The following is a 25,608-nucleotide window of genomic DNA, read 5'->3' as shown; positions in this document are numbered from 1 at the left end:
GAGTATTATTTGTTTTTCTCCTAATAATTCTTTATCTCATAAAACTTATCTATATATTTACTAGCTACTCGACTTACTTCTTCAAAATCACCTTTTTCAACAGGAGCCAATAAATTCCCACCTACACCAACTGCAACAACTCCTACTTCAAACCAATCTTCTAAGTTCTCTAGACTTACTCCGCCAGTAGGCATTATATTTACGTGTGGTAATGGAGCTTGATAGGCTTTTACAATGGATGGACCAAAAGCAGAACCTGGGAATAGTTTAATGATATCTACGCCAGCAGTAAGTGCCTCCTTTATCTCAGTAATTGTCATACAACCTGGTAAATAAGGAATTTGATATAAATTACAAATCTCAGCTGTTTGTCGATCAAAAGATGGACTAACGATATATTCTGCCCCAGCCATAATTGCGATACGAGCAGTAAACGCATCCAAAACCGTACCGGCCCCGATTATTACATCTTTTTGATCAGCATATTTTTTAGCAATTTCTTTGATTATTTCTTCAGCATTAGGAACTGTAAAAGTTAGTTCAATCCCTTTAATTCCACCCGCAATAATTGAATTTATTGCTTTAATGGCCTCATCCTTATTTTTCCCACGTACAACCGCAATCACTCCAGCCGATTCTAACTTACTTAAAATTTCTACTTTTTTCATATCTATCTCCTTCTTTTATGGATACATACTTTGTCTAGCTGTACTAACTTACAAAGAATAAATTTAAGCTTTTATTTCAAGTATTATTTTCTAATTCCGATTTCAAAAAAATTAAAATAATTATACGCATTACGATAACAAATATTCTCCACTATCTGACTAAGATAAATTTCATCATCTGGAATTCGGCCTGCTTTAACCCACTCGCTTAGTAATTGACATAATACTCGACGAAAATACTCATGGCGAGGATAGCTTAGAAAACTTCGAGAATCAGTCAACATACCTGTAAAATTCGACAACAAACTTTGTTGCGCCATCGTAGTCAACTGTTGACGCATTCCTTCAGCTGTATCATTGAACCACCAAGCACATCCCAATTGGATTTTTTGAATCATACCCCCTTGGAAGCTTTGCATTGCTGTTGCTAGTGGAAGCCAATCAGTTGGATTTAATGAATATAAAATTGTTTTTGGTAAGCACCCACTCTTTTCAGCGGTATCGAACAATGCTACAACATTTTGTGTCAAACTAGCTTGATCCCCCATCGAATCACCACCGACATCTACTCCAATTTGTTCCTTTAATATACTTGAATTATTTCTTAAAGCATTTAAATGCATTTGCATCGTCCAACCATATCTTGTATACTCAGACATCAAATGTAATTGAATACCTGTAACAAATTGTGCAATTTCTGATAAATAGAAATCTGTTTTTCCTGCTAAAGCTTTTATTAACAGATTGTCGAGTTTTTTTTCATCTGCTATTTCATAAAAATAAGTATTCAAACCGTGATCTGCTAATCGACAGCCAATTTGATGAAAATGATCCACTCGTTGGCTCAATGCTTGCTTCAACCCATTAAAGTCTTTGATTGGTATAGCCGCTGCTTGACTAAGTTTTAAAATATAGTTCGAAAAGCCTGATGATTTGATACTCCAGACCTTATCTGGACGGAAAGTAGGTAATACCTTGAAAGAATTATCCTGTTTAGAAAGCTCAGTATGATACCCCAAGTCATCTGTAGGATCATCCGTTGTACAGATGGCTTTCACATCCATCATCTCCAACAATTCTTTCGGGCGATAGGAATCCGTTTGAATTTTTTCGTTAGCACGTCGCCAAATTTCTGGTGCATTCTTCTCAGAAATTGTCAAATCAATATCAAAGTAACGTTGTAATTCCAAATGAGACCATTCAAAAATAGGATTACCTGGCGCCTTCTCCACTGTTTTTACAAAAGCTAAAAATTTTTCATAATCATCACCTGGACCACTGATCAACTCTTCTTCTATACCATTAGCTCGCATCAATCGCCATTTATAATGATCTCCAGCTCCTTTATCATTTAACCATACCTGAGTCAAATTCTTGTATTGCTTATTTTCTAGCAAATATGCTGGGTCTAAATGACAATGATAGTCGATAATTGGTTGGTGTTTTGCAAATTTATGAAAAAGTCTTTTAGCTATTTCATTCTCTAATAAAAAGTTCTTATCTAAAAACATATTTAAACACTCCTTTCCTTCCGTTAGTTTTTAGAAGAGAAATTTTTCCCTCTAAATAAACTCCATTATATAATTATTTACTCGCCCCCTTTTCAAGCGCTTCCCAAATACCATTTAAATAAACTGCACCTAGAGCTCGGTCATATAATCCATAACCAGGTCTACCGGTTTCTCCCCAAATCATCCGACCATGATCTGGACGAATATAGCCATTAAATCCATTATCGTACATTGTTTTTAATATCTTATACATATCTAGAGAACCATATTCTGATTTATGCGGCGCTTCGTAAAAATCGAGTCCATTGTCACTTAAATATTTGATATTACGAACATGTGCAAAAGGAATCCGATCCCGTTGACAAAATTCAGATAGAATTTCATAGACATCATTATCTGGTCGTTCTGCAATACTTCCAGTACATAATGTAATACCATTAGAAGGAGAATCCACTACATTACACAACCAATCTAAATCGTCACGATTTTTAACAATACGAGGTAATCCGAAAATGGAATAAGGTGGATCATCTGGGTGAACTGCCATTTTAATCCCAACTTCTTCACATGTCGGGATAATTGCTTTAAGAAAATATGCAAAGTTCTCTCGTAATTTCTCTTCATCAACTTCTTTATAGTCTTCTAATAATTGCTTAATTTGTGATAACCGATGAGGTTCCCACCCCGGCAATTCAAAATTATTAGTAGAATTTTCTACTTTTCTAATAATTTCCTCCGGATCAGTAGGGATGTTTTTTGAAATATAGGCTAACGTAGAAGACCCATCATCTAAACGATAATCCAAATCCGATTTTACCCAATCAAAGACTGGCATAAAATTATAACAGATAACCTCAATCCCAAATTCTGCCAGATTGCGAATCGTCTGTTTATAATTCTCAATGTATTGATCTCGTGTTGGTAAACCAATTTTGATATCATCATGAACATTAACACTCTCAATAACTTTCAAGGTAAGTCCATTGGCTTCGACTTCATCTTTTAAAGATTTAATTCGTTCTCTCGGCCAAACCTCTCCGGCTGGTATATCCATTAATGTTCCAACAATTCCTTTCATTGCTGGGATCTGACGAATTTCTTGTAGTGAGATTTTTTCTTCATTTGCCCCATACCATCTAAAAGTCATTTCCATAGTTACTTTCCTCCAACTTCTGTTATATATTTATTGATTGTTTTACGAACTGCTTGAGGACCTACTAGCATTTCGCAAAAGATTTTTTCAGTTTTCTTTCCTACCCCAACTTGATATAAATCTAAACCAAAGATTTCTTTATTTTCTAAAATTTCCTGTACCGCACAATGAATCTTTGAAGGATCTTGTTCACCTAATCTCAATACTGATAATTTATCCTGCAACTCTACCAGTAACGGATCAGGACTTGGCACAAAATTTTCTCCTTGATCATCGACTGCCAGTAAATAACGTAACCAAGCAGCAATAGCGATAGGAATAAATGTTAGATTTTCTGCATTTCCGTTTTTTTCGACATACTTTTTAATTGTTTCACCATAGCGAATCGCTACTTTTTGAGAAGTATCTGTTGCAATTCGTTGTGGTGTATCTGGAATATAGGGATTAGGCAAACGTTTATTAATTACTTCATCAATAAATTGTTTTGGATCAATAATGCCTGGACTTTCAACTACTGGTAAACCTTCTAAATAACCTATTCCTTTGATTAAACCAACCAAATCATCATCTTGCATCTCTGCTGAAATTGATTGATATCCTAGCAGACAACCTGTTATTGCCAAAGCAGTATGAAGTGGATTCAAGCTTGTCGTAACCTTCATGATGTCTGCTTTATCAACCGTCTCTCTATCTGTCATAATCACACCAGCCTTTTCCAATTTAGGCCGGCCATTTGGAAAACTATCTTCAATAACTAAATAATGAACTACCTCAGTATTAGTGAAAGCAGCAATATTGGTATGTTTTTTTGTGTGAATGATATCTAAATCCTCAAGCCCCATCATCAATAGATCTTCCTTTACATTCTCTGAAGGATTTGGCGTAATTCGATCAATCATACTCCAAGGAAAAGTCACTTTTTCTTTATCCTTTAAATAAGCAATAAATTTTTCAGAAACATATCCTTCTTTTTGCCAAGCTTCTGCAATCGTAAAAATACTATCTTGAAAACGTTGACCATTCTGTGAGAAATTATCAGTAGAAACCATCGCAATCGGCAACTCTCCAGCATTAAATCTGCTATATAACAAGGATGTTACAATACTCATCGTATGTTGAGGATTACTAGGTCCAGATTTGATATCAGCTTTAACTACCGAAAAGAATTGCCCTTTAGAATCTTTTAAACTGTAACCTTTTTCAGTAATAGTAAACGTTGTAAACTGTAATTTAGGATCTTCAAAATATTTAACCACTCTTTGATAGTCCGCTATATTCTTCGGATTGCAATATAAACTATCAGCCGTTACTGCCAAAAGCCTTTTTTTGAGTTCACCATCTCCACTCATAACAATTTCCAAAATGTCATTGTTGTAGTCATGATAAGCTTTTTCCACTACTTCTTCATCAAATGTTTCACACACAACTACTCCTGTTTCTAATTCATTTTGATCTGCTAAGCATTGAGCAATTTCTGCATGAAATCCTCGATAAAGATTTCCTCCACCAAAATGAAGCCATACTGGATGTTGCTGGCCTTCTTGCTTAACTTCTTTGACATCAAAACACGGCAGTAGAATCTGCATTTCATTGAATTCTTCGATAGAATTTTGCCAATTTTTAATCGAAACCATAATTACCTCCCTGAACTGATATGTTAGTTTTGATACATTTTATATTTTAAAACCCGTTGTAATCGTTGTCAATATAAAAAAAGGAATAAAATTGCTTTTTCTACCATATCAGAATGGTTGTATTTTTTATTCATAAAAATACAATACTCCTTCTTTTTGGACTGGTTTTATCGAAACTTATTTTTTTCTTTTTTCATGTATTCTTTTATTTTTATAACTAGTGTATTATTTCAAAATTTGATATTATATGGCATGAACAGAATTAAAATATCAGTTAAAATAAAAGTTAAGGAGCATTGAGTATGACAATTAAAACTAGTCTCCAAAATCAAGCTTACCAGTCTATTCGCCGACAAATTATCTATGCTGACTTAGAACCTGGAAAAAAAGTATCAGAAAAAAAATTAGAAGAAACACTTTCTATTGGTCGTACACCAATACGTGAAGCACTGATTCAACTCCGACAACAAGGTCTTGTTGATACAATTCCTCAAAGCGGAAATTATATCTCATTAATTGATTTAGATTCGGCCAAAAATGCTCGATTTGTCAGAGAACATTTGGAACGACAAATTATGTTAGAGTGTTGTGCCAAAATGAATAACCAAAAAAAACGGATTTTAGAAACTATAATTTCAGAACAAGAAAAAGCTGTTAGTCAAAAAAATGCTCGTAGTTTTTTTCATAATGATAATTTATTCCATAAAGCTTGTTTTGAAATTGCAGAGCGAGAAGAAGTATGGCAATGGTTAGAAAATAACAATACACACTTAGAACGATTTCGTTGGCTACGAGTAAAAACGGAAGGATTAAAGTGGGAAAAAATTATGGAACAACATTATCAACTATTTGACGCATTAACAAAACAAGATCCAGAAGAAGCTAACTTTCTAACATCGTTGCATCTTCATTTAATGCTTAATGAGCAAAAAATTGTTTTAGCTACTCATCCAAAATATTTCAAAAATATATAACTTTTAACTCTTTTTAAATTAAATGGTTGTTCTGATCAGAAAAATATCGCTTGTTTTCTTATTATGTAATATATTTCATAAACTATTCTGCATAATAACTATTGTTTGTACTTTTTACATCGGATAACTAATTATGACTGCTGATAACTTTTGATATTAAACTAGTATCTCCAATCCAAATAAAAAATAGATATATTGTTCATCAAAATTAGTTTGTGGATACTTACCTTCATTTACATCATTCAGCGGTTTCTCATTTTCTTTTATTCTATTATTTCGTTTTCTAATAGACTTGGCTTCATTTCGTAATACTTTTTTGCAATAGGCATCAAATTGGTGTTGTTTAGATATTTAGTTGTAGTTTTGTGACATGATAAGTATGCTCCTTTTTCTCTTTTCCACTAATACAACGATCAAAGGGTGCTTTTTTCAAAAAACTAGAAAAATCAAAATAAGATTCGTATTTTGATTCTATCCTGTTTCAACTACATCTTATATTTCACAATAGAATAAATAGCCTTTTGCATATCTGCTTAACTTATAAGAAATTGCAATTTACTTCTTCAGAGTGAAAACGAATATGAGTAAAATAAAATTATTCTTCATACAGATAATTAAAAATAGCACGTAACAAAAATCGGCATTCAATCACATAATTAGGATTGATGCCGATTACTTATATTCTACGTATAGTTTTAGTATTCTTATTTTTTTATCACCAGTAACCAATTGAGAACATCCCTAAAGCAGATTAATCTTTTAACTCAAAACGCTTAATTTCAGGCTTAGGAATATGAATAATCTTTTGAGTATATTCTTTCTCTTTTAATCTTACTTAAGAAATACCACTGCCTATTTTTTTCACAAATATTTCATTTGGTGTACAGACTAATAAAACAATATTGGTAATCAATCCTTGCACTAAAGGACTAAAAGGAAGACTATTTAAAACAGGGTGTGCATAACTATAACATGTGAAGTATTTTTTTAACTTTAACTTTTAAAAACTTTAAAAATAATCTTATTTGTTCTTCTAAACAACCATCTTATACTCATATAATCACTCCACTAATTAATCCCCCTAAAAAGACACAGCATTAAGAGATATACCAACACAACAGTGCAACTAACTCTACCATCTTCCTTCGCAACCTTATTTCAATAAACTATATGTACTCTCTAGTAAATTCCCAACAAAATTTATACTCTTGTACTTTTTATTAAATTAACTTGCCTCGGTTGCACCACAAGTAAGTAAAACTGCTGCAATATCTAAATTTTTCCTCCAAGAGAAGCAGCTAAATTCATTGTTTCTTCTCCAAATAACAAATATTACTCCGATTGGATTGCATCTTGTTTGACAACATGAATACGGCCAATTGTTTTATGTTGTATATGTGGATCGTTGTCAATCCCATTTTCTTCTAAAATTCTTTAATAAATAAGAAACCTATACCTATTATTCTTATTTTGATGAAGAAATATCAGACACCTACTGGCTAGCATATCTAAGCCTTTTCATTAATAAAGAAGATCTTACTTCCAATACATTTATTGGAAGTAAGATCTTCTTTATTCCGATTCTCCAATAGCTCTACTTATTTTCTAAAAAACTTATCAATACAGCTATCATTGAAGCAATGAATGCTATTACAATGCAATCACCAATGTTTGCTAAAAATTGGTGATTTTTTATGGTATACCAAATTAATGTTGATAGAAAAACACTAATAAACGAATAAATAAATATAACTTTTTTTATTTTTCAGCATTCTAAAAACCACATGTACCACCTCAAAAATCAAATATTACTCCTAAGATACCAGTTATAGGAGGATACATAATCGATGGAATACCTTTAGCTTGGTAAAAAATAGCTGGCGAATAATTAGAGCGGTAGAAAAAAGCAACAAACAAATATTTATAGATATTAAATATTTTTTCATCATATTATTCACCTTAAAATAGCAAATGCGACTAATGCAACATTATATTTATATGAGAATTCTTTTTGTAGGGATCACAAACTCCGCACAGATCAGTGAAACGTCTACGACTTCCGTGGTAATATCTTCATCGTAGACATGTTTAAAAAGTTTTCTCAGACAAAACAAACACTGGATGACGCTGCGCGATGCACAGCAAGATATCAAATTCCTTGGTTTCAGGAGCACCTCTGTCTTTTGATAGATACCCCTTCGATCTAATGGATCAATCTTCAAAACACCAGTTAAAATCTGCGGCAGTGTACGTCCACGATAACGACGAATAACCGCGCGTATCCGTGCTTTTAATTCTAGTAACTCGAAAGGTTTGACAAAATAATCATCCGCTCTAAAATCTAAGCCTTTTGCTCGTTCTTCAATCTCATCACGTGCAGTAATAATGATAAATGGACTTTTGACTTCTTCAGCACGGAGACTTTGTAAAACAGATAATCCATCCTTCTTAGGTAGATTTAAATCTATTAGTATCCCATTGTATGAATTGATGGAGGCCTTCTTTTATCCTGATTCGCCATCATAAATTATATCTACAGAAATATTCTTCTGCTCTAGCTCCTTTTTTTTACGAATAAAGCCAGCTCACTATTGTCCTCAACCACCAGTACACGTATGTATATTCACTCCTCGTACAGATTTAGTAATTACACTTATGCTTTTTAGCATAGTACATGCTCTTCTTCAAAGTCCACGTTCTTTTTGTGAAGATTTGTAGAAATTCGTACATTCTGTTAGCATAATTAAGAATGATTTTACTGTTTGAAAATACCTAGAATAAAAAAAACTGGAACCTTTGCTCCAGTCTCACTACTTTCTATTTGCTTGGTTTTCTTGTATATACTTTTCAAAGTTCGTTGGTTTATGACCAATAAGCCTCGTTAGAATACTGAAAATTACCATCAAGCCATTAAGCACCCCATGCAAGAAAACCTCTCTAAAGAAAAACCCCCTCGTTTTAACTCACTTACTATTTTAGAATTCGTCCCCCTAATAATGCAGCATGATTTTACGCTTTATGTAAAAAAAAGACTGCAAGCAATTGTGCTTCACAGTCTGATTTCTTATGATAGTGAGCTTGTTAACACTTCCACCGGTGTAGCAGTTTCTTTCAATACGGCATTTAATTCTTCAATATTTTTACGCCCTTGCGTATTCATCCACTCCATCGCTGCTTCTTTTCCATCAACGATATAGCTTTCTACACCATCTGCCCAAGTCGCACGGCCGCAAAGTACACCATTGAAGGTTGAGCCAGCATTTTTCGCGAAGCGCAGTGTTTCTTGGAACAACTCTGCTTTTACACCGGCGCTTAGGAAAATAAATGGCAGGTTGGTGGCTTCAGCCTGTTCCTTGAAGAAGTTAGCCGCTTGTGCCTTTGTGTACACGACTTCGCCTGTCCCATAGCCTTCCACATAATTCATATTGACGGGTACTTCCACCTTTAACACATCTACGCCATAACGTGGATCAGAAAATTCCTTCATCATATCGTTGACTTTATGAGGTTTCTTAACGGCGTATTCTTTCGAAGTCGCATCAGAGATGTTCGCGTCATAAGAAACAAGCTCCAAGAAGAAGGGTAAGTTTTCAGCCTGACATTCTGAGCCGATTCGTTCAATAAAGGCATGTTTTTGATTGTTGATTTCTTCTGCTTCATTGATATCATAGTAAAGTAGGAACTTACAAGCATCGGCGCCTGCTTCTTTTAAACGTTTAACTGACCAGATCGATAATAAATCTGGTAAACGGCCGGGAGATGACGCATCGTAACCAGTCTTTTCATAAGCTAACAGCAAACCGGCATTTTTTGCTCTAACGTCAGCTGCTGGCAAGCCATATTCTGGATCTAATAAAATCGATGAAGCATATTTCGTTAATTGTGAAGAAACAATTTCTTTAAATTCAACGATTTCTGATTCTTCTGCTTCGCTGCCCTTGAATTTTGTGATCATCTTCTTCAAAGCCCCGCGTTGATCAATTGCTAAGGCCCCAATCACTCCATCTTCATTGCATAGTTGCTTGATATATTGACGTTTTTCTTTGTTCATTTCCGTATCCTCCTATACTTTCTCCACTAAGATTTGATCATATAGTTTTTGATAATTGGCTAATTGAACATAACCAGTAGTCGCTTCCTGGGCATTCATCATCCCTAAAACATTGCCCTGTTTTAACACGGCTTCATCCGAAAGACCTTGTTGAATCGCAGCGGTCAATCCAGCAACGGTCGCATCACCAGAGCCAACTGGATTAACGACATCAATCTTTGGAATTGTCACGCGATAAAAAGTCTCGTGATGTTTAGCAAAGGCTCCGTCACCCCCCATTGAAACCACGATCCATTCAATTTCATCAAACATCAAATCTGACAAGGCGGCTTTTAAATCTGATAAGTCTGTTGAGATTTCTCGTCCTAGCAGACTAGCCAGCTCTTCGGTATTGGGTTTTATTAGCTTAGGCTTTACACTGCCTTGCAACACTTCCCTTAATGCTGTCCCTGAACAATCTAAAACGACAGGCTTCGGCTGACAAACTTGCAGCATTTGTCGATAAAAATCAGCAGACAATCCTTCTGGCAAGCTTCCTGAAAAAGAAATGATTTCGGCTTTAACAGCTAATTTTTCGAAATGTTGCAAGAACGCCCTTGCTTCTTGTTCAGTAATAACAGGTCCGTTTTCTAGGATTTCCGTCTGTTTTCCGTCATGTAAAACAGCGATGCAATTACGTGTTTCTCCGCTGATAGGTAAAAAGTCATGAGCAATCTCATTTTGAGTCAGGTCCTTTTTAATCTCTTCACCTAAAAAACCGCCGATTAAACCACTAGCAATCACCTCCGTATCTAATTGCTTCAAGATACGTGTCACATTTAGGCCCTTACCGCCAGCTGTTTTGCGAACATTTCTTACTCGATTGACTGTGTCGAGCTTGAAGGTTTCTAATGGATAAGAAATATCAATCGAGGGATTCATCGTTATTGTTAAAATCATTTGTCCACCCGCTTAATCGTGGTATTCGCCACGATCCCATTTTTCGATAAATTCATCGAAGAAATGCGGATCAGACTGCTTGTCACTGGCTTTTTCGACGTGATCGATTTTGGCGATCAATTTTTTGTTTTCTTCAGTTTCTTGATAATCGGCATTGATGAAGGCCTCTAATATGTCACAGATCAAAAATTCTCCCGTAATCCTAGCGCCAAAGCCGATCACATTGGAATTTAGTTGTTCCTTCGCATAGATAGCAGTCGTCATATCGCGAACCAGCGCACTGCGTATACCAGGTACTTTATTGACAGCGTTGTTAATCCCAACACCTGTTCCACACAAACAAACCCCTAAATCTGCTTCTCCGCTAGTCACAGCTTCTCCCACTTTTTTTCCGTAGATTGGATAATGGGTTCTGGTAAAGTCATAGGTCCCCATATCCAACACTTCATGTCCTTTTGATTTTAAGAAATCTGATACTGCCATTTTTGTATCTGTGACGATGTGGTCACAGCCAATTGCGATTTTCATTTCATTCATCCTTCCTAATTACGCCATTTTATTTAACATGTCGACACGTACTTGATGACGACCGCCATCATAATTTGCTTGTAGAAATTCCTTAACAATATTCAATGCCAACTCATCGCCAACAATTTTTGATCCAAGTGTGATCATCCGGGAATTATTATGTTCGCGGGTCATATACGCACTTCGTTCATCCGAAACTTCTGCCGCTATCATTCCTTTAACCTTTGTTGCCGTGATAAAACTGCCAGCGCCGTAGCCATCAACCGCGATTCCTAAACTACCTTCGTTTTCATTCAGATCATTTGCGATCGCCAAAGTTGATTCCACAAAATCTTCTGAAGCCGTTTCACTCTTATCTACTACTATAATACCTTCCTTGATCAATTTTTTCTTGATTAATTCCTTTAATTCCATGCCGTCACTGTCTGAACCAATTACTACACGCATTTTTGTTTCCTCCTATTTTTTACTGAATGATTTTAGTGAATTGCTGATAATAACTCTTCAGCCCGGCTGAAAGAGTAGAATCCGTAAATAATTTGTCGATCTTGCGCAAATCATAGAAATTATAAAAATCGCTATGGTCGAATTTGTTTGCATCTGAAACCAAACATTTTTCTGCCGCATTATCTAAAACAATTTTTTGCAAGGTACCTTCTTCAATACTGAAATTCGAAACCTCTGAACCCTTTAATCCATTCACTCCGACAAAAGCCTTCTTAATACTGATTTTTTGAACAGCTTCATTGGCAATTGAACCGACAAAGGCTCCAGTCTTTTCCCGATAAAGCCCACCGATCAAATACAGTTCAAATCTTTTTATTTCACTTAATAGATTGAAAACCGGCAGACTATTGGTAACGATTCGGAGAGATGACGGCTTGATGTATCGTGTCATTAATTCGATCGTTGTACCCGATCCAAGAAAAATCGTGTCGTCTTCTTGATTGATATGAGCCGCCGCATTTTTAGCGATGTATTCCTTCTCTTTTGTATGAAGCTTCTTTTTTTCAGTATGAGAAAGCTCGTTTGCTTCTATAGAAGTCGACTTTTCCAGATAATCGATTTTTTCTGCACCGCCATGAACGCGTAAAAGCTTTTTCTTCTGCGCGAGTTCCTCTAGATCTCGGCGGATCGTCATATCTGAAACATTCAGTACTTCCTGAATAAATTTGACTGTGATCGTCCCATAGCGATCACACATCGCTATGATCGAACGCTGTCGTTCTGTTTTCAGCATATTCTGTACCTCCACGACCCAATAATAAAACATTTGCGAACATTTTTCAACACATATTGTTTGTTTATTTTCGTTTATGTGTTGACAATGATTTTGTAAGCGATTATACTCAACTTGTAAACAGATAAATAAACATAAACGAACTAATAAAGGAGCTGTTTTGTGTGAATGAATTCTTTTTCAAAGACACGGTCTATGTTTCTGACAAGCAATCGCAAGAAGAAGTGTTCGAGCAAGTCTATCAAGATCTGTTAAAGAAAGAATTGGTAACCGAAAATTTTTTGGAGAACCTTTTAGAACGGGAGCGTAATTATCCGACGGGATTGGATCTCTCACCTGTCTCTAATATATTGCCAAATATCGCTATCCCTCATACCGAAAGTGAGTTTGTGCGAACCACCCGTATCATTCCAATCAAAGTAAAAAATGAAATCCCTTTCTACAACATGATCTCGCCAAGCGATCAGATTTCCGCTTCATTTCTTTTCATGATCTTGAACGAAAATGGTGAAGCACAGGCTGGCATGTTGGCTAATATCATGGATTTCATTAATTCTGTTGACAAAGAAAAACTGTGTTCGTTTTTCAAATTAGAGGACACAGAAGCGATTTATAATTTTTTAGAAGAACATTTTTATATAGAAGTCTCTGCCTAACCGCAGGATAAAAAATAAACTTATTTTAAGGGGAGAATTATTATGATCAAAATTTTAGCAGCATGTGGAGCAGGCGTTAATTCAAGCCATCAAATCAAAAGCGCTTTGGAAACTGAATTGAAAAATCGTGGCTATCAAGTCACCTGTGACGCCGTTATGATCAAAGACATCAATGAAGAAATGCTTTCTCATTATGACATTTTCGCACAAATTGCCAACACCAACTTGGGTTTTAACATTAACATCCCTGTCGTTGATGCAGGTGCTATTCTTTATCGTATTCCTGCTATGGCTGAGCCTGTTTACCAAAGTATGGAAAGCGCAATCCAATCATTAAACAAATAGGACTAAAGAAAGGAAAAACATATGAATACAATTATTGATATTGCCAATAAAGTATTTACCCCCCTAATTAATTTAGGGGCGGCACCGTTAATGACCATCGTATTAACTGTTATTGCCTTATTTTTTAAAGTAAAACCGTCACGCGCTCTTGAAGGCGGGATCAAATTAGGGATCGCCCTGACTGGGATCGGAGCTATTATTGGAATTTTAACTACTGCTTTTTCAGACGCTATGACAGCTTTTGTTGAACGCACAGGTATTTCATTAAACATTACAGATGTCGGTTGGGCCCCACTAGCAACCATCACCTGGGGTTCGCCATACACCCTTTACTTTTTACTAATTATGGTGATCGTCAATATTATCATGTTAGCAATGAAAAAAACCAACACATTAGATGTGGATATTTTCGATATTTGGCATTTAGCAATTGTTGGTTTGTTCGCGATCTTCTGCGGTGCTAATCTGTTTATTGCTTCTGCATTAGTTATCTTCATTGGTGTATTAAAAATTTGGAACTCTGACTTAATGAAACCAACCTTCAATGACTTGTTAAATGCACCAGACAGCAACCCGATGACCACGACTCATATGAACTACATGATGAATCCGATCATTATGGTTTTCGATAAAGTTTTCGACAAAGTCTTCGACAAAGTCTTCCCTTGGTTGGATAAATATGATTTCGATGCTGCCAAATTGAATAGTAAAATTGGCTTCTGGGGATCAAAATTCGCGATTGGAATTTATTTGGGGATTTTTGTTGGATTACTAGCAGGACAAACACCAACGCAAATTTTCTCGCTAGCCTTTACTGCTGCCGTCTGTTTGGAATTGTTCTCTTTGATCGGCGCTTGGTTCATCGCAGCCGTAGAACCGTTATCACAAGGGATTACCGATTTTGCCAATAAACGACTAAAAGGACGTACCATCAACATAGGTTTAGACTGGCCTTTCTTAGCAGGCCGCGCTGAAATCTGGGCTGCCGCCAACGTGTTAGCACCAATCATGTTGCTAGAAGCCATCATCTTACCAGGAAATAAATTGTTGCCACTAGGCGGAATCATCGCAATGGGTGTTACCCCAGCACTATTGGTCGTAACTCGTGGAAAATTAATACGTATGATCGTAATCGGCGCGATCGAATTACCATTATTCTTATGGTCAGGTACCTTGATTGCACCATTCGTTACTCAAACAGCTAAAGCAGTCGGAGCCTTTCCAGCCGGCTTGAGCGGGTCCGCCATGATCTCTCATACCACGATGGAAGGCCCGATTGAAAAATTCCTAGGATATTTGGTCGGTAATGCTTCTCAAGGACAAATCGAATTTTTGTTATCCACTGCCTTAGTATTAGGTGCATACCTTTTAATCTTCATTTGGTACGCTCGTCAAATGAAAAAACGAAATGCTGCATACGTAGCTAAAAAAGAAGAGAAGGCCTCTCCGTCAATAGCGCATGATATGACTCATGCATCCGAAGCTAAGTAAATATCCACCCGTTTTCACGGGTGGATATTTACTTTACCTATAAAAAATAAATAGATGTAAAACACATTTCAAAAATCATAGCTCTTCTCTTGCCATTCCCAATAAAGAAATTATCAACGTTTATACTTCTTTTTACCTAATTTAAGCTTACCTTTATTTGTTTTGTGCTTTTTGACTTTTTGTTGTTTAATTACGTATTCTTTGACTTCTTTTTTTCTAAATCGCTTCGTATCCCCCTGTTATGTATGCGATTTTATCATTACCTTCACTGATCTAACTCGTTTCATATCAAGGAGCTTCGGCTGACTTAGTGCTCATGATTATTTTGATATCCCTTTCCCTCCTTAATAAAGCGGTGATTGATATTGATATTTTTCCTTCTCATAAACATAATATCCCCAAAAAACGACTATCTTTTTTCAAATGGTGTATTCAAGTATTGGGAGGAATTAGTAATGTTACACACTAAAAATAACATAATTTGCTTAAATTAAAGGCTACAAAAAAACTACCAAGTCTAATTGTTTAGAGTTTGGCAGTTTCTTATTTACACAACATATTTTTCTTCTTTTTCGATTTTTTCATAATGCTTTTGTTCATCTTCATCCGTTATAACTACTGTTACGTCATTTAGATTATAATATACTGAAAAATCTCTTTTCCCAATTTTCGAATGATCAATCAATAAAAAGCGTTCAACAGAATTATTCAAAGCGATCTGTTGAGTTTGGCCCTCTTCAAAAGTCGAAGTCATAATTTTCTGTTCATTTAAAGCATTGCAACTAAAAAATGCTTTATGAAAATTCATATTCTGTAGCGATTTATTCGTGATTTCACCAACAAAGCATTGAGTCGTTTCCCTCATCTCACCACCCAAAAGATAGATTTTTCGATTGCCTTTTCGCTTATTTAATTCTTCAAAAACAGGCAAACAGTTTGTAACAATTCGCAGTGAATTCCCGTGAATGATTTTTGACATGAGCTCGATTGTAGTTCCTGGTCCAAGAAATATCGTATCACCATCGTTGATCATTTCATTCGCCTTTTCCACAATCCGCTGCTTTTCTTCTTTCAACATAATCTGTTTTTCTCTATGAGAAAGCTCCACATGCCGATAAAAATCCTTCAATTTTGCTCCGCCATGGACGCGTTCTAATAATCCTTGTTTCTCCATTTCGTCCAAATCACGTCGAACTGTCATATCCGAAACCGAAAACTTTTCCATAATATCGCTTACTCTTACTGTACCATTAACCTCTAATAACGACATGATCGCTTGGAATCGATCCGTTTTTAACATTTCATCGCCTCTTTTCTTTTTAAGATTATCAAATTCTTAAGAAAAGTGCTAGAACAAGTTTTCTTAAGAATCCTTTCCCAGGAAATAAAGAATTTTTTTTCAGAATTTGCAAGCTGCTGTTCTAAAAAAATAAAACTGAACGAGCCTGACTATCATAGTGACAGTGTTGCTCATTCGAATTTTTATCTTTAATAAATCATTTTATTTAACTAGAAATTATTGTGCAGGTTCAAAAACAAAGTAGTTAATGTCTCCTCGATATTTCGAAATCGAATACTCAACAAGCAGACGTTCTAGCGAAAAACTCTGTGTATGGAAATAGAAAATTAGATCTCCTTCTTCCACATCTAACAAATCGCTGATCGTATCATCCGCTTTAATTACTTCTAGCTTTCTGGTGACTGTTTTAATTGGATAGCCCATTTCTTCAAAAATTTTATACATTTTTTCTTTTGTAAAATCAACCTTTTGAAATTTTTGAAACAATTCATAAGGAATATAGCTAGTAACTAATACTGCTGGTTTCTTTTCCGCATAACGCAAACGCGTTAATTTATAGACCTAGTCTCCTTGCTCTAATTCTAAGTTTTCAGCTACCTCTTCACTAGCAGCAACTTGTTGAAAATTTAAAACTTTTGTTTTTGCAAAAATTCCTTTTCGGCTCATTTCCGAATCAAAACTCTCGATCACATATATAAATTATTGCTGAATCTTAGTTTTTTTTACAATCATTCCTCTTTTCTACACTTCTCCAAATATCCTTTATTTACCAGCGCCTGAACCGCCTAACGAACTGTAGGCCGGCTAACCTTGTACTGTTCCGCCAACTCCATTTTGAATTTTTCCAATAAGTCCATTCGAATTTTTGTGCAAAGAGATATTCATAAGTTACCTATTCCTTGATTAATTGTATCCATTATAACATAGTTATATTCTACAATATTTTATTGGTGTAGCTAAGACAGCTCAATCCTTTCTGACAATTCAAATATCTCAGCTTTTAATAAAACAATACTTTGTCCGACATTGCAAGTACTACGTCAACAGTGCATCAGTCTATGGAAAGCAAAAAAATAAAAGTTATAATTTTTCTAATTGAAAATCAAATCAACGTGATAATTCTTCGGCTTTCTTAGATGACATGACTTCTTTATCCTAGAATTAAAAGTAGCCCGAACCATATTAAAAATGTAATGAACGAATGTTGTATCAAAAATCAACAAAATTTACAGTCAATGAAATTCGTGACACTATCTATGCTATGCCAAAAACTTAGCGAAGCAATTTGATAAAATTGTGAATTTGTCAGGAAGCGTTTATCACTTTTCAAGTAAAAATGTTTTCACAACCTATGAAACAAGCAAACACATTAGTGCAGCATAGGCTTTGAAAAGTCTATGATCGAACAATTTATTTTGCCCGATCATCAGCGTTACACAGATCGCTTCCGAGATTAACGCTTAGCAACTAATAAAACCCAAGCTCTAGGTATCGAAATTTCTACTTTCGAAGAAGATATCGATAACAGCTTAACTGATTTTGATTGAAAAAAATGAAGATCCTAAAAGATCTTTCGCGAATAGTAAGATATCTTTTCTGATTTTTAATCTTACCAAAAACAAAAAACCTCAAACAGAAAAGGATTTTTCCCTTTCCATTCAAGGATTTCTCTAATAATTTAATCTCCTCCTGCAAATATCTCTTCGCGATTGTAAATCGGATTATGATTCTTTAAATCTTCAATCGTTCCTACCTGTTTGCCTTTTGAATAATAGCCATCTAATAGACCTAACGATTGGAAAATCGTTTGTTTATAAGCAATTTCTGCGTTCCACTCAGTTGTATCTAGAATTTGCAGCGCTTTATGGATCGCTTCAATACCCGTTTCTCCTGGCGTACTGATCAAAACACCGTGGCTGTTTAGCAGTAGCATATTAGGCAGCTCAAGCTTTTCTTTTTCCATGTAGTCAGAGACTAACTCGGCTAGTTCGGTGGAACAATTCGGTTCAAAATCTAATACTGGAACGTAACCAATTTTTTGAGTTGCTTCAGTTAAATTCGGCATATCTAATCCAGCTGTTGCCCAAAACATTGAATTTGGTGCATGAGCATGTAAAACTGCTTTAATTTCTGGGTTTGTATCATACACAGCTTCATGTAAATTGATTTCACGTGTCAAGTTCCCTACACCATCAATTATCTTTCGTGTATGTGGTTCAACAACTAGAATTTGCGCTGGTGATACCTCACCTAAATAAGCTTCCGACATCATTGTCGGAGTCATAATAATGTATTCTTTTCCTGTTTGATCCGTTGTTTTGAATGAAAAATTGCCGCCTGCGACATTCGTATTCTTTCGTTCAAAAATCAATTTCACGATCCGAGCTAAATCCTCGCGCTCTCTTTCAAAAATCATTCGTCCATCTGACATATTCGAGACCACCTTTTTTTATTTTTTTAAAATTCGTCTACTCGTAATAACTGTTTGAGCTGCATCTCTAACCTGCAAAGCTTCTTCATATCTCTTTTTTCGACGTTCTTCATATTCCTTGAAAAGAATCGGATTGCCATATTTATAAACACAGATTGCTAAACTAATAGCGATAGCGTTAAAGATCAGCTTCTGGGTCATGAAGGCTAGGATAAAACTAACATTCGCCAGAAATAATACAAGCAGCCATTTCGTCTTTTCTTTATTCTCTCTTTTAATCATACCTACCCTCCATTCATAGTCATTACCCTGTGACTTTTACGCCGTTGACTTTTTTATCTCTCAATTCTTCATATCTTTGGCTCGGAACTTTTGCTTTGGACATATATTTATACAACCAAACAAACATTGCGACAAAAATAATTGTACCAACGATACCTAAAATATTTCCTTTGAAGGTTTCCGCAAATAAAATTCGAAATTCCGGTCCTTCAATAGAAGACCAGGTAATCTGCTGGCCTTTCTTAATTCCTTCAACCGCGCCAGTTTTGTCCGCTAAACCAGTTAAAATTGGTGTCAAATACGTGGCCGCGTACAGATAAATCGGCATGGAGATTACACCCATAATTAGCATTCTGACTAGATTTCCTCCAGTTAATAGCAAACCACCCACAGCGATTGAATAATTGATAATGCCGGCCAATGGCAGTACAGCATTCCCCGGCAAGATGATTGCATAGCCAATAAAGACTGGTACTAATAAAATTGCAGTAACCCAAATTTCAGAGCGACCTGCTAGGACCGGCCAATCTAAGCCAATGTATACTTCGCGATCCTTAAATCGCTTTTTCATCATTTCTGACATAGCATCAGCTAATGGCGAAAGCGACTGCATAAACATTTTTGAGATCATTGGGAATAAAGCCATTGCTGTGGCAATTTGAATGGCTAAGTTCAGTGAACCAGATACGCCATAGGCGGCTGCTAGTCCAAGTCCTAAACCAATGATAAAGCCCATCACAGAATTCTCAGAGAAAACACCGATTTTTTTCTTCAATGCCTTCGTATCTGCTCGTTTATTAAAGAAAGGAATCTTATCCATGATCACATTGATCGGTAACAGCAATACCGCAGAGATGTTCATTAAATGCGTAACCGTCACTAATGGAATTCCTGTCAGGTCTTCAATATGTCGTTGGAACATATCTCCCATCTTCAATTCCAAAATCACTTGAGCAATCGCCGTCGCAAATCCCGCTAACAAGCTCCCGCTGATAAAGTAAACAAGGTAGGCGGTTAATGCCTTGCCCCAAACATTCCACATATCAACGTTTAATGTTTTCGTCCAATTCAAAAGCAACATGACGAAATTCACACCAAGTACCACAGCGAAGAAAACAAACGCATAGGACCAAGACCAAGTAATACTAGCAGCACCTGTCCAGCCTAAATCTAAAGCCGGTAAATTAATCCCGGTATTTTTCGCCAACGCTTCTGAAGCCGGGCTTACCGCATTCGACATAAAGCCGATAACCATTGACATCCCAGTAAAGGCAATCCCTAAAGTGATGGCAGACATAAACGCTTTTTTGAATTTCATTCCTGCGACCAATCCTAAAATCAAGATAATCAATGGAACAAAAATGGCTGAACCCAGTCCTAAGATATAATTAATAATGTCTTGAAATATTTTCACGTTTTCCACTTCTTTCCTTAATTAATTCTATTGCTACTCGACCAACGCTTTAATATCATCATAAATTTGATCTGCACCCATACCTGTCAAAAATGGAATACCAGGAAAAACCTTCACGCCTAATTCCTCAGCCTTTTCTAAAACTTCGTCATCCGGCTGCGCAACATAGACATAAATTCCGGTAGATGGCAGCTCATTTTGAATGGACTTATAATCTACCGCTTCAACCGGAAAATCAATCCCGTCATCTTCTAATAATCCCGCGATTTTACTAGCGATCGTTTGGCTGGTTGCCACTCCGCTTCCACATGCAACAATTAGTCTTCTTTTCATCATGAATTCCTCCAGCTTCTATAATTTAATGAATTGAAACCTTATCTAAATATTTTGGGTAAACAAATGATGGATTTTTTGTTTATCCTCTTCCTGTATAAATGCTCTGACAAACTCTTCGTTCATAAATAATTCCATAAATGCTTGCAGCAATCCGACCTGTTCTTTGGGATCTTTAATACCAAGAAAGAACAAATTTTTCACCTTCATTAACTGACCATCGCCCATTTGCTTGACCCTTACTTCATTTTTCAATCGCGCAATATAAACAAATGGTTTCTCCACATACTCTGGATCTGAATGCGGTAAGGCAATATTTAAATGCTGTGTAATCAATCCTGTTGGAAATTTTTGTTCTCTGCTCGTAATTCCTTTTAGATACCCTTCATTAACAAAACCCAGATTCTTTAAATGCTCTGCGACCTGTTCAAATACCTGTTCTTCGTTTTCACCATCAATCTCTAGACCAATCAGCTGCTTGTCGAACATCTTTTTATAGTCCACAAATTTTACGCTCCTTTCAAATGCAAAAATTGAAATAATTTGTTAATCTTTGTTAACATATGTTTTACAATGTAAATATACATTGCTTCATTCCTTTTGTCAACGCTTACTTAACATTTAATTTCATTCCAAAACATGTATTCGCAAATTCTATTTCATATTTTTAACAAACTTTAACACAACTGAACATTTTTCTCTTGCTTTTTCCTTCTTTAAATGCTATTAATTAATGTATAAACATAACCGTATATTTCACGGTTTATTGTAAGAGCTTACTATTAGAGGTGATTTCATGTTAAAAAAAGAGCGTCAGGAAAAAATTTTGGATTTGTTAAATAGAAACGACTACTTATCCATTCCAGAAATATCTTCAAGTTTAGACGTCTCCGATATGACAATTCGAAGAGATATCAATGAGCTTGCCGACAAATCTTTGCTAGTAAAAATTTACGGTGGCGCACAAAAACTTGAAAAAATTGAACAAGAATTGTCCACTCAAGAAAAAATCGATACTAATGTACCAGAAAAGAAATTTATCGGAAAAGTTATGAACAGTATTATTTCTGATAATGACACGATCTATATTGGTGCCGGAACGACCATGCTCCATGCACTGCCAGAAATTAAAAAAGCAAACTTATTCGTGATTACAAATAGTCTGCTAGCATTTAATTATTTGATTTATAATACAGATTATCGTGTCCTATTAACAGGAGGCGAATTTTCAAGGACAACTGAAGAATTTTATGGAGAAATCGCTGAAAAGAGCTTTGATAATCTAAATATCGATATTGCTTTTGCTGCAACGAATGGTGTCTTTGACAATAACGTCACCACCGCAAATTCTATCGAGGGTTCAATCCAACGAGTGGCCTTTGCCCACTCTCGGAAAAAATGCGTGGTGGCTGACAGCTCCAAGTTTAATCGGTCGGATGTTTATACCTTCTACTCCTTATCGGAAGTCGATTATTTAGTCACCGACAATGAATTGTCGGACAAACAGTTTGACTACTACAGCTCTTATACGAAAATTATTAAGGAGGAGCAAGAATGATCCTAACAATTACGCTCAATCCCTCAATGGATTACAACTACCTTGTTTCTTCATTGAATTTGGATCAAGTAAACCGGGTCGAAAATCCCCACACGTCGATTGGCGGAAAAGGTATCAATGCTGGTCGAGTCATCGCACAATCAGGTAAAGAAGTAATTTTGACTGGCATCCTGGGTGGTCCTGTCGGAAAAATGATTTTGGATACCTTAATTGCTGAGGAGCGTTACCATCTTGAATTTTTAACTGTTGAAGGGAATTCACGAAATGCAATCACAATCATGCATGACGGAAACACTCACACTGAGCTAGTAGAAAAAGGTCTCTATCTTTCCAAAGAAAATGAGCAGCTTTTTTTCAGACATATTAGTAATCTCTTAAAAACATACGAAATCGATGTAATTTGTATTTCTGGGTCAGTCAATTCGGACGATGCCAATTTCCACTACCATTTGCTTCACTTTATCCGCTCAATCGTTGGAGAGTCTTTCCCGATCTTGATGGATATCTCTGGTGAACAGTTGGAAAATTGTTTAAAACAGAAAACAGTACGACCAAGCTTTATTAAACCCAACACCCATGAATTGGAGGAACTAATTGGCAGAAAGATTCAGTCAATCAAAGAACTAATTACAATCCTGCACGATCCTATGTTTGACAATGTCGAAACTATTATGATCTCTCAAGGTGAAGATGGAGCACTTGTTAAGCATGGGACTACTATTTATGATATTCAAATTCCCAAGGTCACTGTCGTTAATACCACAGGCTGCGGCGACTCTACAGTTGGAGGAATGGCTTATGCTATCAGTCAAGGTTATTCCATTGAAGATTCTCTCAGATATGCAATGGCCTGTGGTATTTCTAATTCTTTGTTCGAAACAAATGGAACAATTGACAAAAATCAGGTAGATAAATTTATTGATGACATCCAATTAACGAAAATCAAGGAACTAAGTATCAATCGATAATAGCAGAAAAAAGCACCTATTCCAAAAAAAGGAATGGTGCTTGTATCATATAAATTAGGCGGTCTCAAAAAACGGCATTATTCACATCTTCATCTGACGAATTTTTTCTATGTGCATCGTCAAATACACTTCCTCCTCTAATGGCGGCTTCACATTATCGACCTTGTTCAAAAAACGTATCACTTTTTCTACACATTGAAAGGAGGACTGATATTGATCAAGGACAATGCGAATCATTTCTTCACTTATATCCATCATTTTGGTTCCCTTTACCTAGCGAATCAAAAAATATTGAAGATGGGATACTAATCTAGAAAAATTTATCGAGTTCTGGTCGATTTTGATTTGAAAATGGTATTGGATGGTGGAAATAATCTCCAAGATATTTTTCGTGACGTTCACTGTCTGTTGTATAGAATCATAATTGCTTACACTACTGAATATAAATTGCATAGCAATTGCCGTTGATTCTGTCTCGTCTAGTCCCAAATCCTCTGTCTCATTGATCACAATGACATACTACAAAGGACAAAGCTGATTGACATCTCAATGCCTTTCACACCTAACAATTTTGTCACACTTATCTTTTCTTAAGTTATATTCTATATAATTTAGAAAAACAAAGAAGGAGAATCTATGAAAAAATCATTATTTCTTGTATATTTATTTTCTTGAGTATTTTGTTATTTTCGACTTCTGTCCTTGTCGGTTCTTATCTCGATTCATGCGGAATGCTAATTGAATCAGCGTTCTTTTGTGTTGCGTTGGTCTACTTAGCATTAGGACTTGCTTTCTTTACTGTCTTATACAGTTTCATCAAACAAAGAATATCGAGGAAATACTCGGCTTGATTCGCACGTAAAACCTCTGTTGAAGAAAAGTTAGTTTTTTTCAACAACGAGCTTTCGAGTATTAAAAAAGATGGTGATGTAGACATCAAACGTCTGCATCGCCATTCATTTTATTCCTCCATTATCAACAATTAATCCCAATCGCCAAAAGAAACTTTTTTCGGAATTACCTTCTCCATTTTTTCACCTGCTGGTCATATTGTCTTTTGTAATACCGATAATCCGCTTCAATCATTTTCAATGAGTTCCTTTGCTTGTTAATCGTAGCATTTTTCTTTAATTCTTCTATTTGAAAAGCTAGCGTTAATACATGAAGTTCTAAATCTTCGAATGCTGCATCATCCACAATAATAAACCATCCCGTTGTTTTGTTTGTAATTCACAACAACCTTCTGATTATATAGATCAAATTCATCCCGAGTAAGCCTAGTATCTTGGCTAATATCAACTAAACAGCTGTGAGTGTACTTTTTCATCACTATCCCCGAGAGATCATGTCGTCCCTCTTGAAATAAAAAATTAATTTCATTTCCTACCACATACTGCAAATTATAGACATTCTCGCGAAGCTCCATCATGGAACTTCGCGAGAATGACTTCCGTTATTCAATTATCTTCACTCTCCTTGGCCTATTTCACATGTAAAACAACAAACCATATTATGTTACTTTTTTGTAAAGAAGCCTGTTTACTAACTATTTTAGCTGATTATAGCCTGTACACTCGGATATTCTTAGTTAAAAATAAATATTTATTGAGGGACTTTCATATTTTTGTAATTAGGAGTCAAAAAAGTACCCGAATGCCATTTTTTTATGGTAATCTAAGTATTTAACATTTGATTTATCTATATTAATCGCGCCTTATTCAAAAGTTCAATCCATATTTCCTTTCGGAGTCATTTGTGCACTTTTTCAAAAAAATAAACTGCTTTGATGTTCTTTTATTTCTCTAACAAACTCTTTCCGAAATTCTTCTCTTAGTAAAAGCGAATGCTCTTCAGAAAAATTCTGTGGGGTAGCTTATAACCAACGAAGTATGGGGAAACGATAAAACGTGGGAATAGCTTAACGATATACTTTCCTTCTTTCTCAAAGAAAAATAGATTATAACTTTCGCAGCCTTCCATCTGAAAAAAGCACGTCTATTACACACACAGTACCCACTAAAGACTGTTAAAACAGACTTGCTTCTTAGTTTTCAACCGATTAATTCAATTATAGCATGATTTGAGATAAGAAATGACAACAAATTCTTTAATCGAATAGGTCCGCAACTCAG

Annotated in this window: 27 protein-coding genes and 1 pseudogene; 7 read left to right on the top strand and 21 right to left on the bottom strand. The window is 35.6% G+C overall.

Annotated features, from left to right (window positions below; all coding sequences use genetic code 11):
• Positions 1 to 20: 20 nt before the first annotated feature.
• The 4 genes from EG2_RS10725 to EG2_RS10710 form a co-directional block, all read right to left on the bottom strand.
• Positions 21 to 668, bottom strand: coding sequence for a bifunctional 4-hydroxy-2-oxoglutarate aldolase/2-dehydro-3-deoxy-phosphogluconate aldolase (locus tag EG2_RS10725; protein ID WP_060814745.1), 648 nt, complete (start codon positions 666 to 668; stop codon positions 21 to 23).
• 83 nt (positions 669 to 751) lie between these two features.
• Complete coding sequence (gene uxaC / locus EG2_RS10720) at positions 752 to 2,179, bottom strand: glucuronate isomerase (RefSeq protein ID WP_060814744.1); 1,428 nt, start codon at positions 2,177 to 2,179, stop codon at positions 752 to 754.
• A gap of 73 nt (positions 2,180 to 2,252) precedes the next feature.
• A complete protein-coding gene (gene uxuA / locus EG2_RS10715; RefSeq protein ID WP_060814743.1) occupies positions 2,253 to 3,332 on the bottom strand; it encodes a mannonate dehydratase in 1,080 nt (359 codons plus the stop codon).
• Positions 3,333 to 3,334: 2 nt separating this feature from the next.
• On the bottom strand, positions 3,335 to 4,966 hold the full coding sequence (locus EG2_RS10710) for a mannitol dehydrogenase family protein (RefSeq protein WP_060814742.1): 1,632 nt from the start codon (positions 4,964 to 4,966) through the stop codon (positions 3,335 to 3,337).
• A gap of 302 nt (positions 4,967 to 5,268) precedes the next feature.
• On the opposite strand from EG2_RS10710, the gene EG2_RS10705 reads away from it, so the two are divergent.
• Positions 5,269 to 5,940, top strand: coding sequence for a GntR family transcriptional regulator (locus EG2_RS10705; protein ID WP_082709557.1), 672 nt, complete (start codon positions 5,269 to 5,271; stop codon positions 5,938 to 5,940).
• A gap of 159 nt (positions 5,941 to 6,099) precedes the next feature.
• Here the strand turns inward: EG2_RS10705 and EG2_RS19650 are convergent.
• From EG2_RS19650 to EG2_RS10680, 7 genes and pseudogenes are all read right to left on the bottom strand, one after another.
• Positions 6,100 to 6,291, bottom strand: a pseudogene (locus EG2_RS19650) (RNA polymerase sigma factor); the annotation flags it as partial.
• A 1,643-nt stretch (positions 6,292 to 7,934) separates the two neighbouring features.
• A complete protein-coding gene (locus tag EG2_RS18445) occupies positions 7,935 to 8,408 on the bottom strand; it encodes a response regulator (protein WP_249024303.1) in 474 nt (157 codons plus the stop codon).
• Positions 8,409 to 9,004: 596 nt separating this feature from the next.
• The gene (lacD, locus tag EG2_RS10700) at positions 9,005 to 9,991 is read right to left on the bottom strand and encodes a tagatose-bisphosphate aldolase (RefSeq protein WP_060814741.1); all 987 of its coding nucleotides are present in this window, start codon (positions 9,989 to 9,991) and stop codon (positions 9,005 to 9,007) included.
• Between the two features lie 12 nt (positions 9,992 to 10,003).
• Complete coding sequence (gene lacC / locus EG2_RS10695) at positions 10,004 to 10,930, bottom strand: tagatose-6-phosphate kinase (RefSeq protein WP_060814740.1); 927 nt, start codon at positions 10,928 to 10,930, stop codon at positions 10,004 to 10,006.
• 12 nt (positions 10,931 to 10,942) lie between these two features.
• The gene (lacB, locus tag EG2_RS10690; RefSeq protein ID WP_060814739.1) at positions 10,943 to 11,458 is read right to left on the bottom strand and encodes a galactose-6-phosphate isomerase subunit LacB; all 516 of its coding nucleotides are present in this window, start codon (positions 11,456 to 11,458) and stop codon (positions 10,943 to 10,945) included.
• 18 nt (positions 11,459 to 11,476) lie between these two features.
• Entirely contained in the window at positions 11,477 to 11,905 is a 429-nt protein-coding gene (gene lacA / locus EG2_RS10685) for a galactose-6-phosphate isomerase subunit LacA (protein WP_060814738.1), read from the bottom strand.
• 19 nt (positions 11,906 to 11,924) lie between these two features.
• The gene (locus EG2_RS10680; RefSeq protein ID WP_060814737.1) at positions 11,925 to 12,698 is read right to left on the bottom strand and encodes a DeoR/GlpR family DNA-binding transcription regulator; all 774 of its coding nucleotides are present in this window, start codon (positions 12,696 to 12,698) and stop codon (positions 11,925 to 11,927) included.
• A gap of 164 nt (positions 12,699 to 12,862) precedes the next feature.
• Here EG2_RS10680 and EG2_RS10675 point away from each other — a divergent pair, with 164 nt between their 5' ends.
• From EG2_RS10675 to EG2_RS10665, 3 genes are read left to right on the top strand one after another with little or no spacing between them, the layout of a single operon-like run.
• On the top strand, positions 12,863 to 13,354 hold the full coding sequence (locus EG2_RS10675; RefSeq protein ID WP_060814736.1) for a PTS sugar transporter subunit IIA: 492 nt from the start codon (positions 12,863 to 12,865) through the stop codon (positions 13,352 to 13,354).
• 42 nt (positions 13,355 to 13,396) lie between these two features.
• Positions 13,397 to 13,699 (top strand): PTS sugar transporter subunit IIB, encoded by a 303-nt coding sequence (locus tag EG2_RS10670; protein ID WP_060814735.1) that lies wholly within the window; start codon positions 13,397 to 13,399, stop codon positions 13,697 to 13,699.
• 21 nt (positions 13,700 to 13,720) lie between these two features.
• Entirely contained in the window at positions 13,721 to 15,190 is a 1,470-nt protein-coding gene (locus tag EG2_RS10665) for a PTS galactitol transporter subunit IIC (protein WP_060814734.1), read from the top strand.
• 547 nt (positions 15,191 to 15,737) lie between these two features.
• On the opposite strand, the gene EG2_RS10660 is transcribed toward EG2_RS10665, so the two are convergent.
• The 7 genes from EG2_RS10660 to EG2_RS10630 form a co-directional block, all read right to left on the bottom strand.
• Positions 15,738 to 16,490, bottom strand: coding sequence for a DeoR/GlpR family DNA-binding transcription regulator (locus tag EG2_RS10660; protein WP_060814733.1), 753 nt, complete (start codon positions 16,488 to 16,490; stop codon positions 15,738 to 15,740).
• Positions 16,491 to 16,706: 216 nt separating this feature from the next.
• Positions 16,707 to 17,033: a UTRA domain-containing protein gene (locus EG2_RS19645; RefSeq protein WP_249024301.1), complete on the bottom strand. Its 327-nt coding sequence runs from the start codon at positions 17,031 to 17,033 to the stop codon at positions 16,707 to 16,709.
• A 1,135-nt stretch (positions 17,034 to 18,168) separates the two neighbouring features.
• Positions 18,169 to 18,921, bottom strand: coding sequence for a class II aldolase/adducin family protein (locus tag EG2_RS10650; protein ID WP_060814732.1), 753 nt, complete (start codon positions 18,919 to 18,921; stop codon positions 18,169 to 18,171).
• An 18-nt stretch (positions 18,922 to 18,939) separates the two neighbouring features.
• Positions 18,940 to 19,203, bottom strand: a complete 264-nt coding sequence (locus EG2_RS10645; protein WP_060814731.1) for a hypothetical protein — start codon at positions 19,201 to 19,203, stop codon at positions 18,940 to 18,942.
• A 22-nt stretch (positions 19,204 to 19,225) separates the two neighbouring features.
• Positions 19,226 to 20,617: a PTS galactitol transporter subunit IIC gene (locus EG2_RS10640; protein WP_060814730.1), complete on the bottom strand. Its 1,392-nt coding sequence runs from the start codon at positions 20,615 to 20,617 to the stop codon at positions 19,226 to 19,228.
• Between the two features lie 33 nt (positions 20,618 to 20,650).
• Positions 20,651 to 20,950 carry a PTS sugar transporter subunit IIB gene (locus tag EG2_RS10635; protein WP_034875821.1) on the bottom strand — a complete coding sequence of 100 codons (300 nt, stop codon included), beginning with the start codon at positions 20,948 to 20,950 and terminating at the stop codon, positions 20,651 to 20,653.
• A gap of 45 nt (positions 20,951 to 20,995) precedes the next feature.
• A complete protein-coding gene (locus tag EG2_RS10630; protein WP_060814729.1) occupies positions 20,996 to 21,454 on the bottom strand; it encodes a PTS sugar transporter subunit IIA in 459 nt (152 codons plus the stop codon).
• Between the two features lie 292 nt (positions 21,455 to 21,746).
• Here EG2_RS10630 and EG2_RS10625 point away from each other — a divergent pair, with 292 nt between their 5' ends.
• Both EG2_RS10625 and EG2_RS10620 read left to right on the top strand, forming a co-directional pair.
• On the top strand, positions 21,747 to 22,508 hold the full coding sequence (locus EG2_RS10625) for a DeoR/GlpR family DNA-binding transcription regulator (protein ID WP_060814728.1): 762 nt from the start codon (positions 21,747 to 21,749) through the stop codon (positions 22,506 to 22,508).
• On the top strand, positions 22,505 to 23,476 hold the full coding sequence (locus EG2_RS10620) for a 1-phosphofructokinase family hexose kinase (RefSeq protein ID WP_060814727.1): 972 nt from the start codon (positions 22,505 to 22,507) through the stop codon (positions 23,474 to 23,476). The genes EG2_RS10625 and EG2_RS10620 overlap by 4 nt, the downstream gene beginning before the upstream one ends.
• Positions 23,477 to 23,557: 81 nt before the next feature.
• Here the strand turns inward: EG2_RS10620 and EG2_RS19640 are convergent, their stop codons facing one another.
• Positions 23,558 to 23,734, bottom strand: a complete 177-nt coding sequence (locus EG2_RS19640; protein WP_249024302.1) for a PRD domain-containing protein — start codon at positions 23,732 to 23,734, stop codon at positions 23,558 to 23,560.
• 341 nt (positions 23,735 to 24,075) lie between these two features.
• Here EG2_RS19640 and EG2_RS18435 point away from each other — a divergent pair, with 341 nt between their 5' ends.
• The gene (locus EG2_RS18435; RefSeq protein ID WP_309543769.1) at positions 24,076 to 24,327 is read left to right on the top strand and encodes a DUF3955 domain-containing protein; all 252 of its coding nucleotides are present in this window, start codon (positions 24,076 to 24,078) and stop codon (positions 24,325 to 24,327) included.
• Between the two features lie 166 nt (positions 24,328 to 24,493).
• Here the strand turns inward: EG2_RS18435 and EG2_RS10610 are convergent, their stop codons facing one another.
• Together EG2_RS10610 and EG2_RS18430 are read right to left on the bottom strand one after the other, a co-directional pair.
• On the bottom strand, positions 24,494 to 24,673 hold the full coding sequence (locus EG2_RS10610) for a hypothetical protein (protein ID WP_232043842.1): 180 nt from the start codon (positions 24,671 to 24,673) through the stop codon (positions 24,494 to 24,496).
• Positions 24,674 to 25,306: 633 nt separating this feature from the next.
• Complete coding sequence (locus EG2_RS18430; RefSeq protein ID WP_169793133.1) at positions 25,307 to 25,456, bottom strand: DUF4931 domain-containing protein; 150 nt, start codon at positions 25,454 to 25,456, stop codon at positions 25,307 to 25,309.
• Between the last annotated feature and the right edge of the window lie 152 nt (positions 25,457 to 25,608).

The sequence above is a fragment of the Enterococcus gallinarum NBRC 100675 genome (genome assembly GCF_001544275.1).
In the GTDB taxonomy this organism is placed as follows: domain Bacteria; phylum Bacillota; class Bacilli; order Lactobacillales; family Enterococcaceae; genus Enterococcus_D; species Enterococcus_D gallinarum.
Note: the sequence above shows the minus strand (reverse complement) of the source record. Positions and strands in the feature narration are given on the sequence as shown.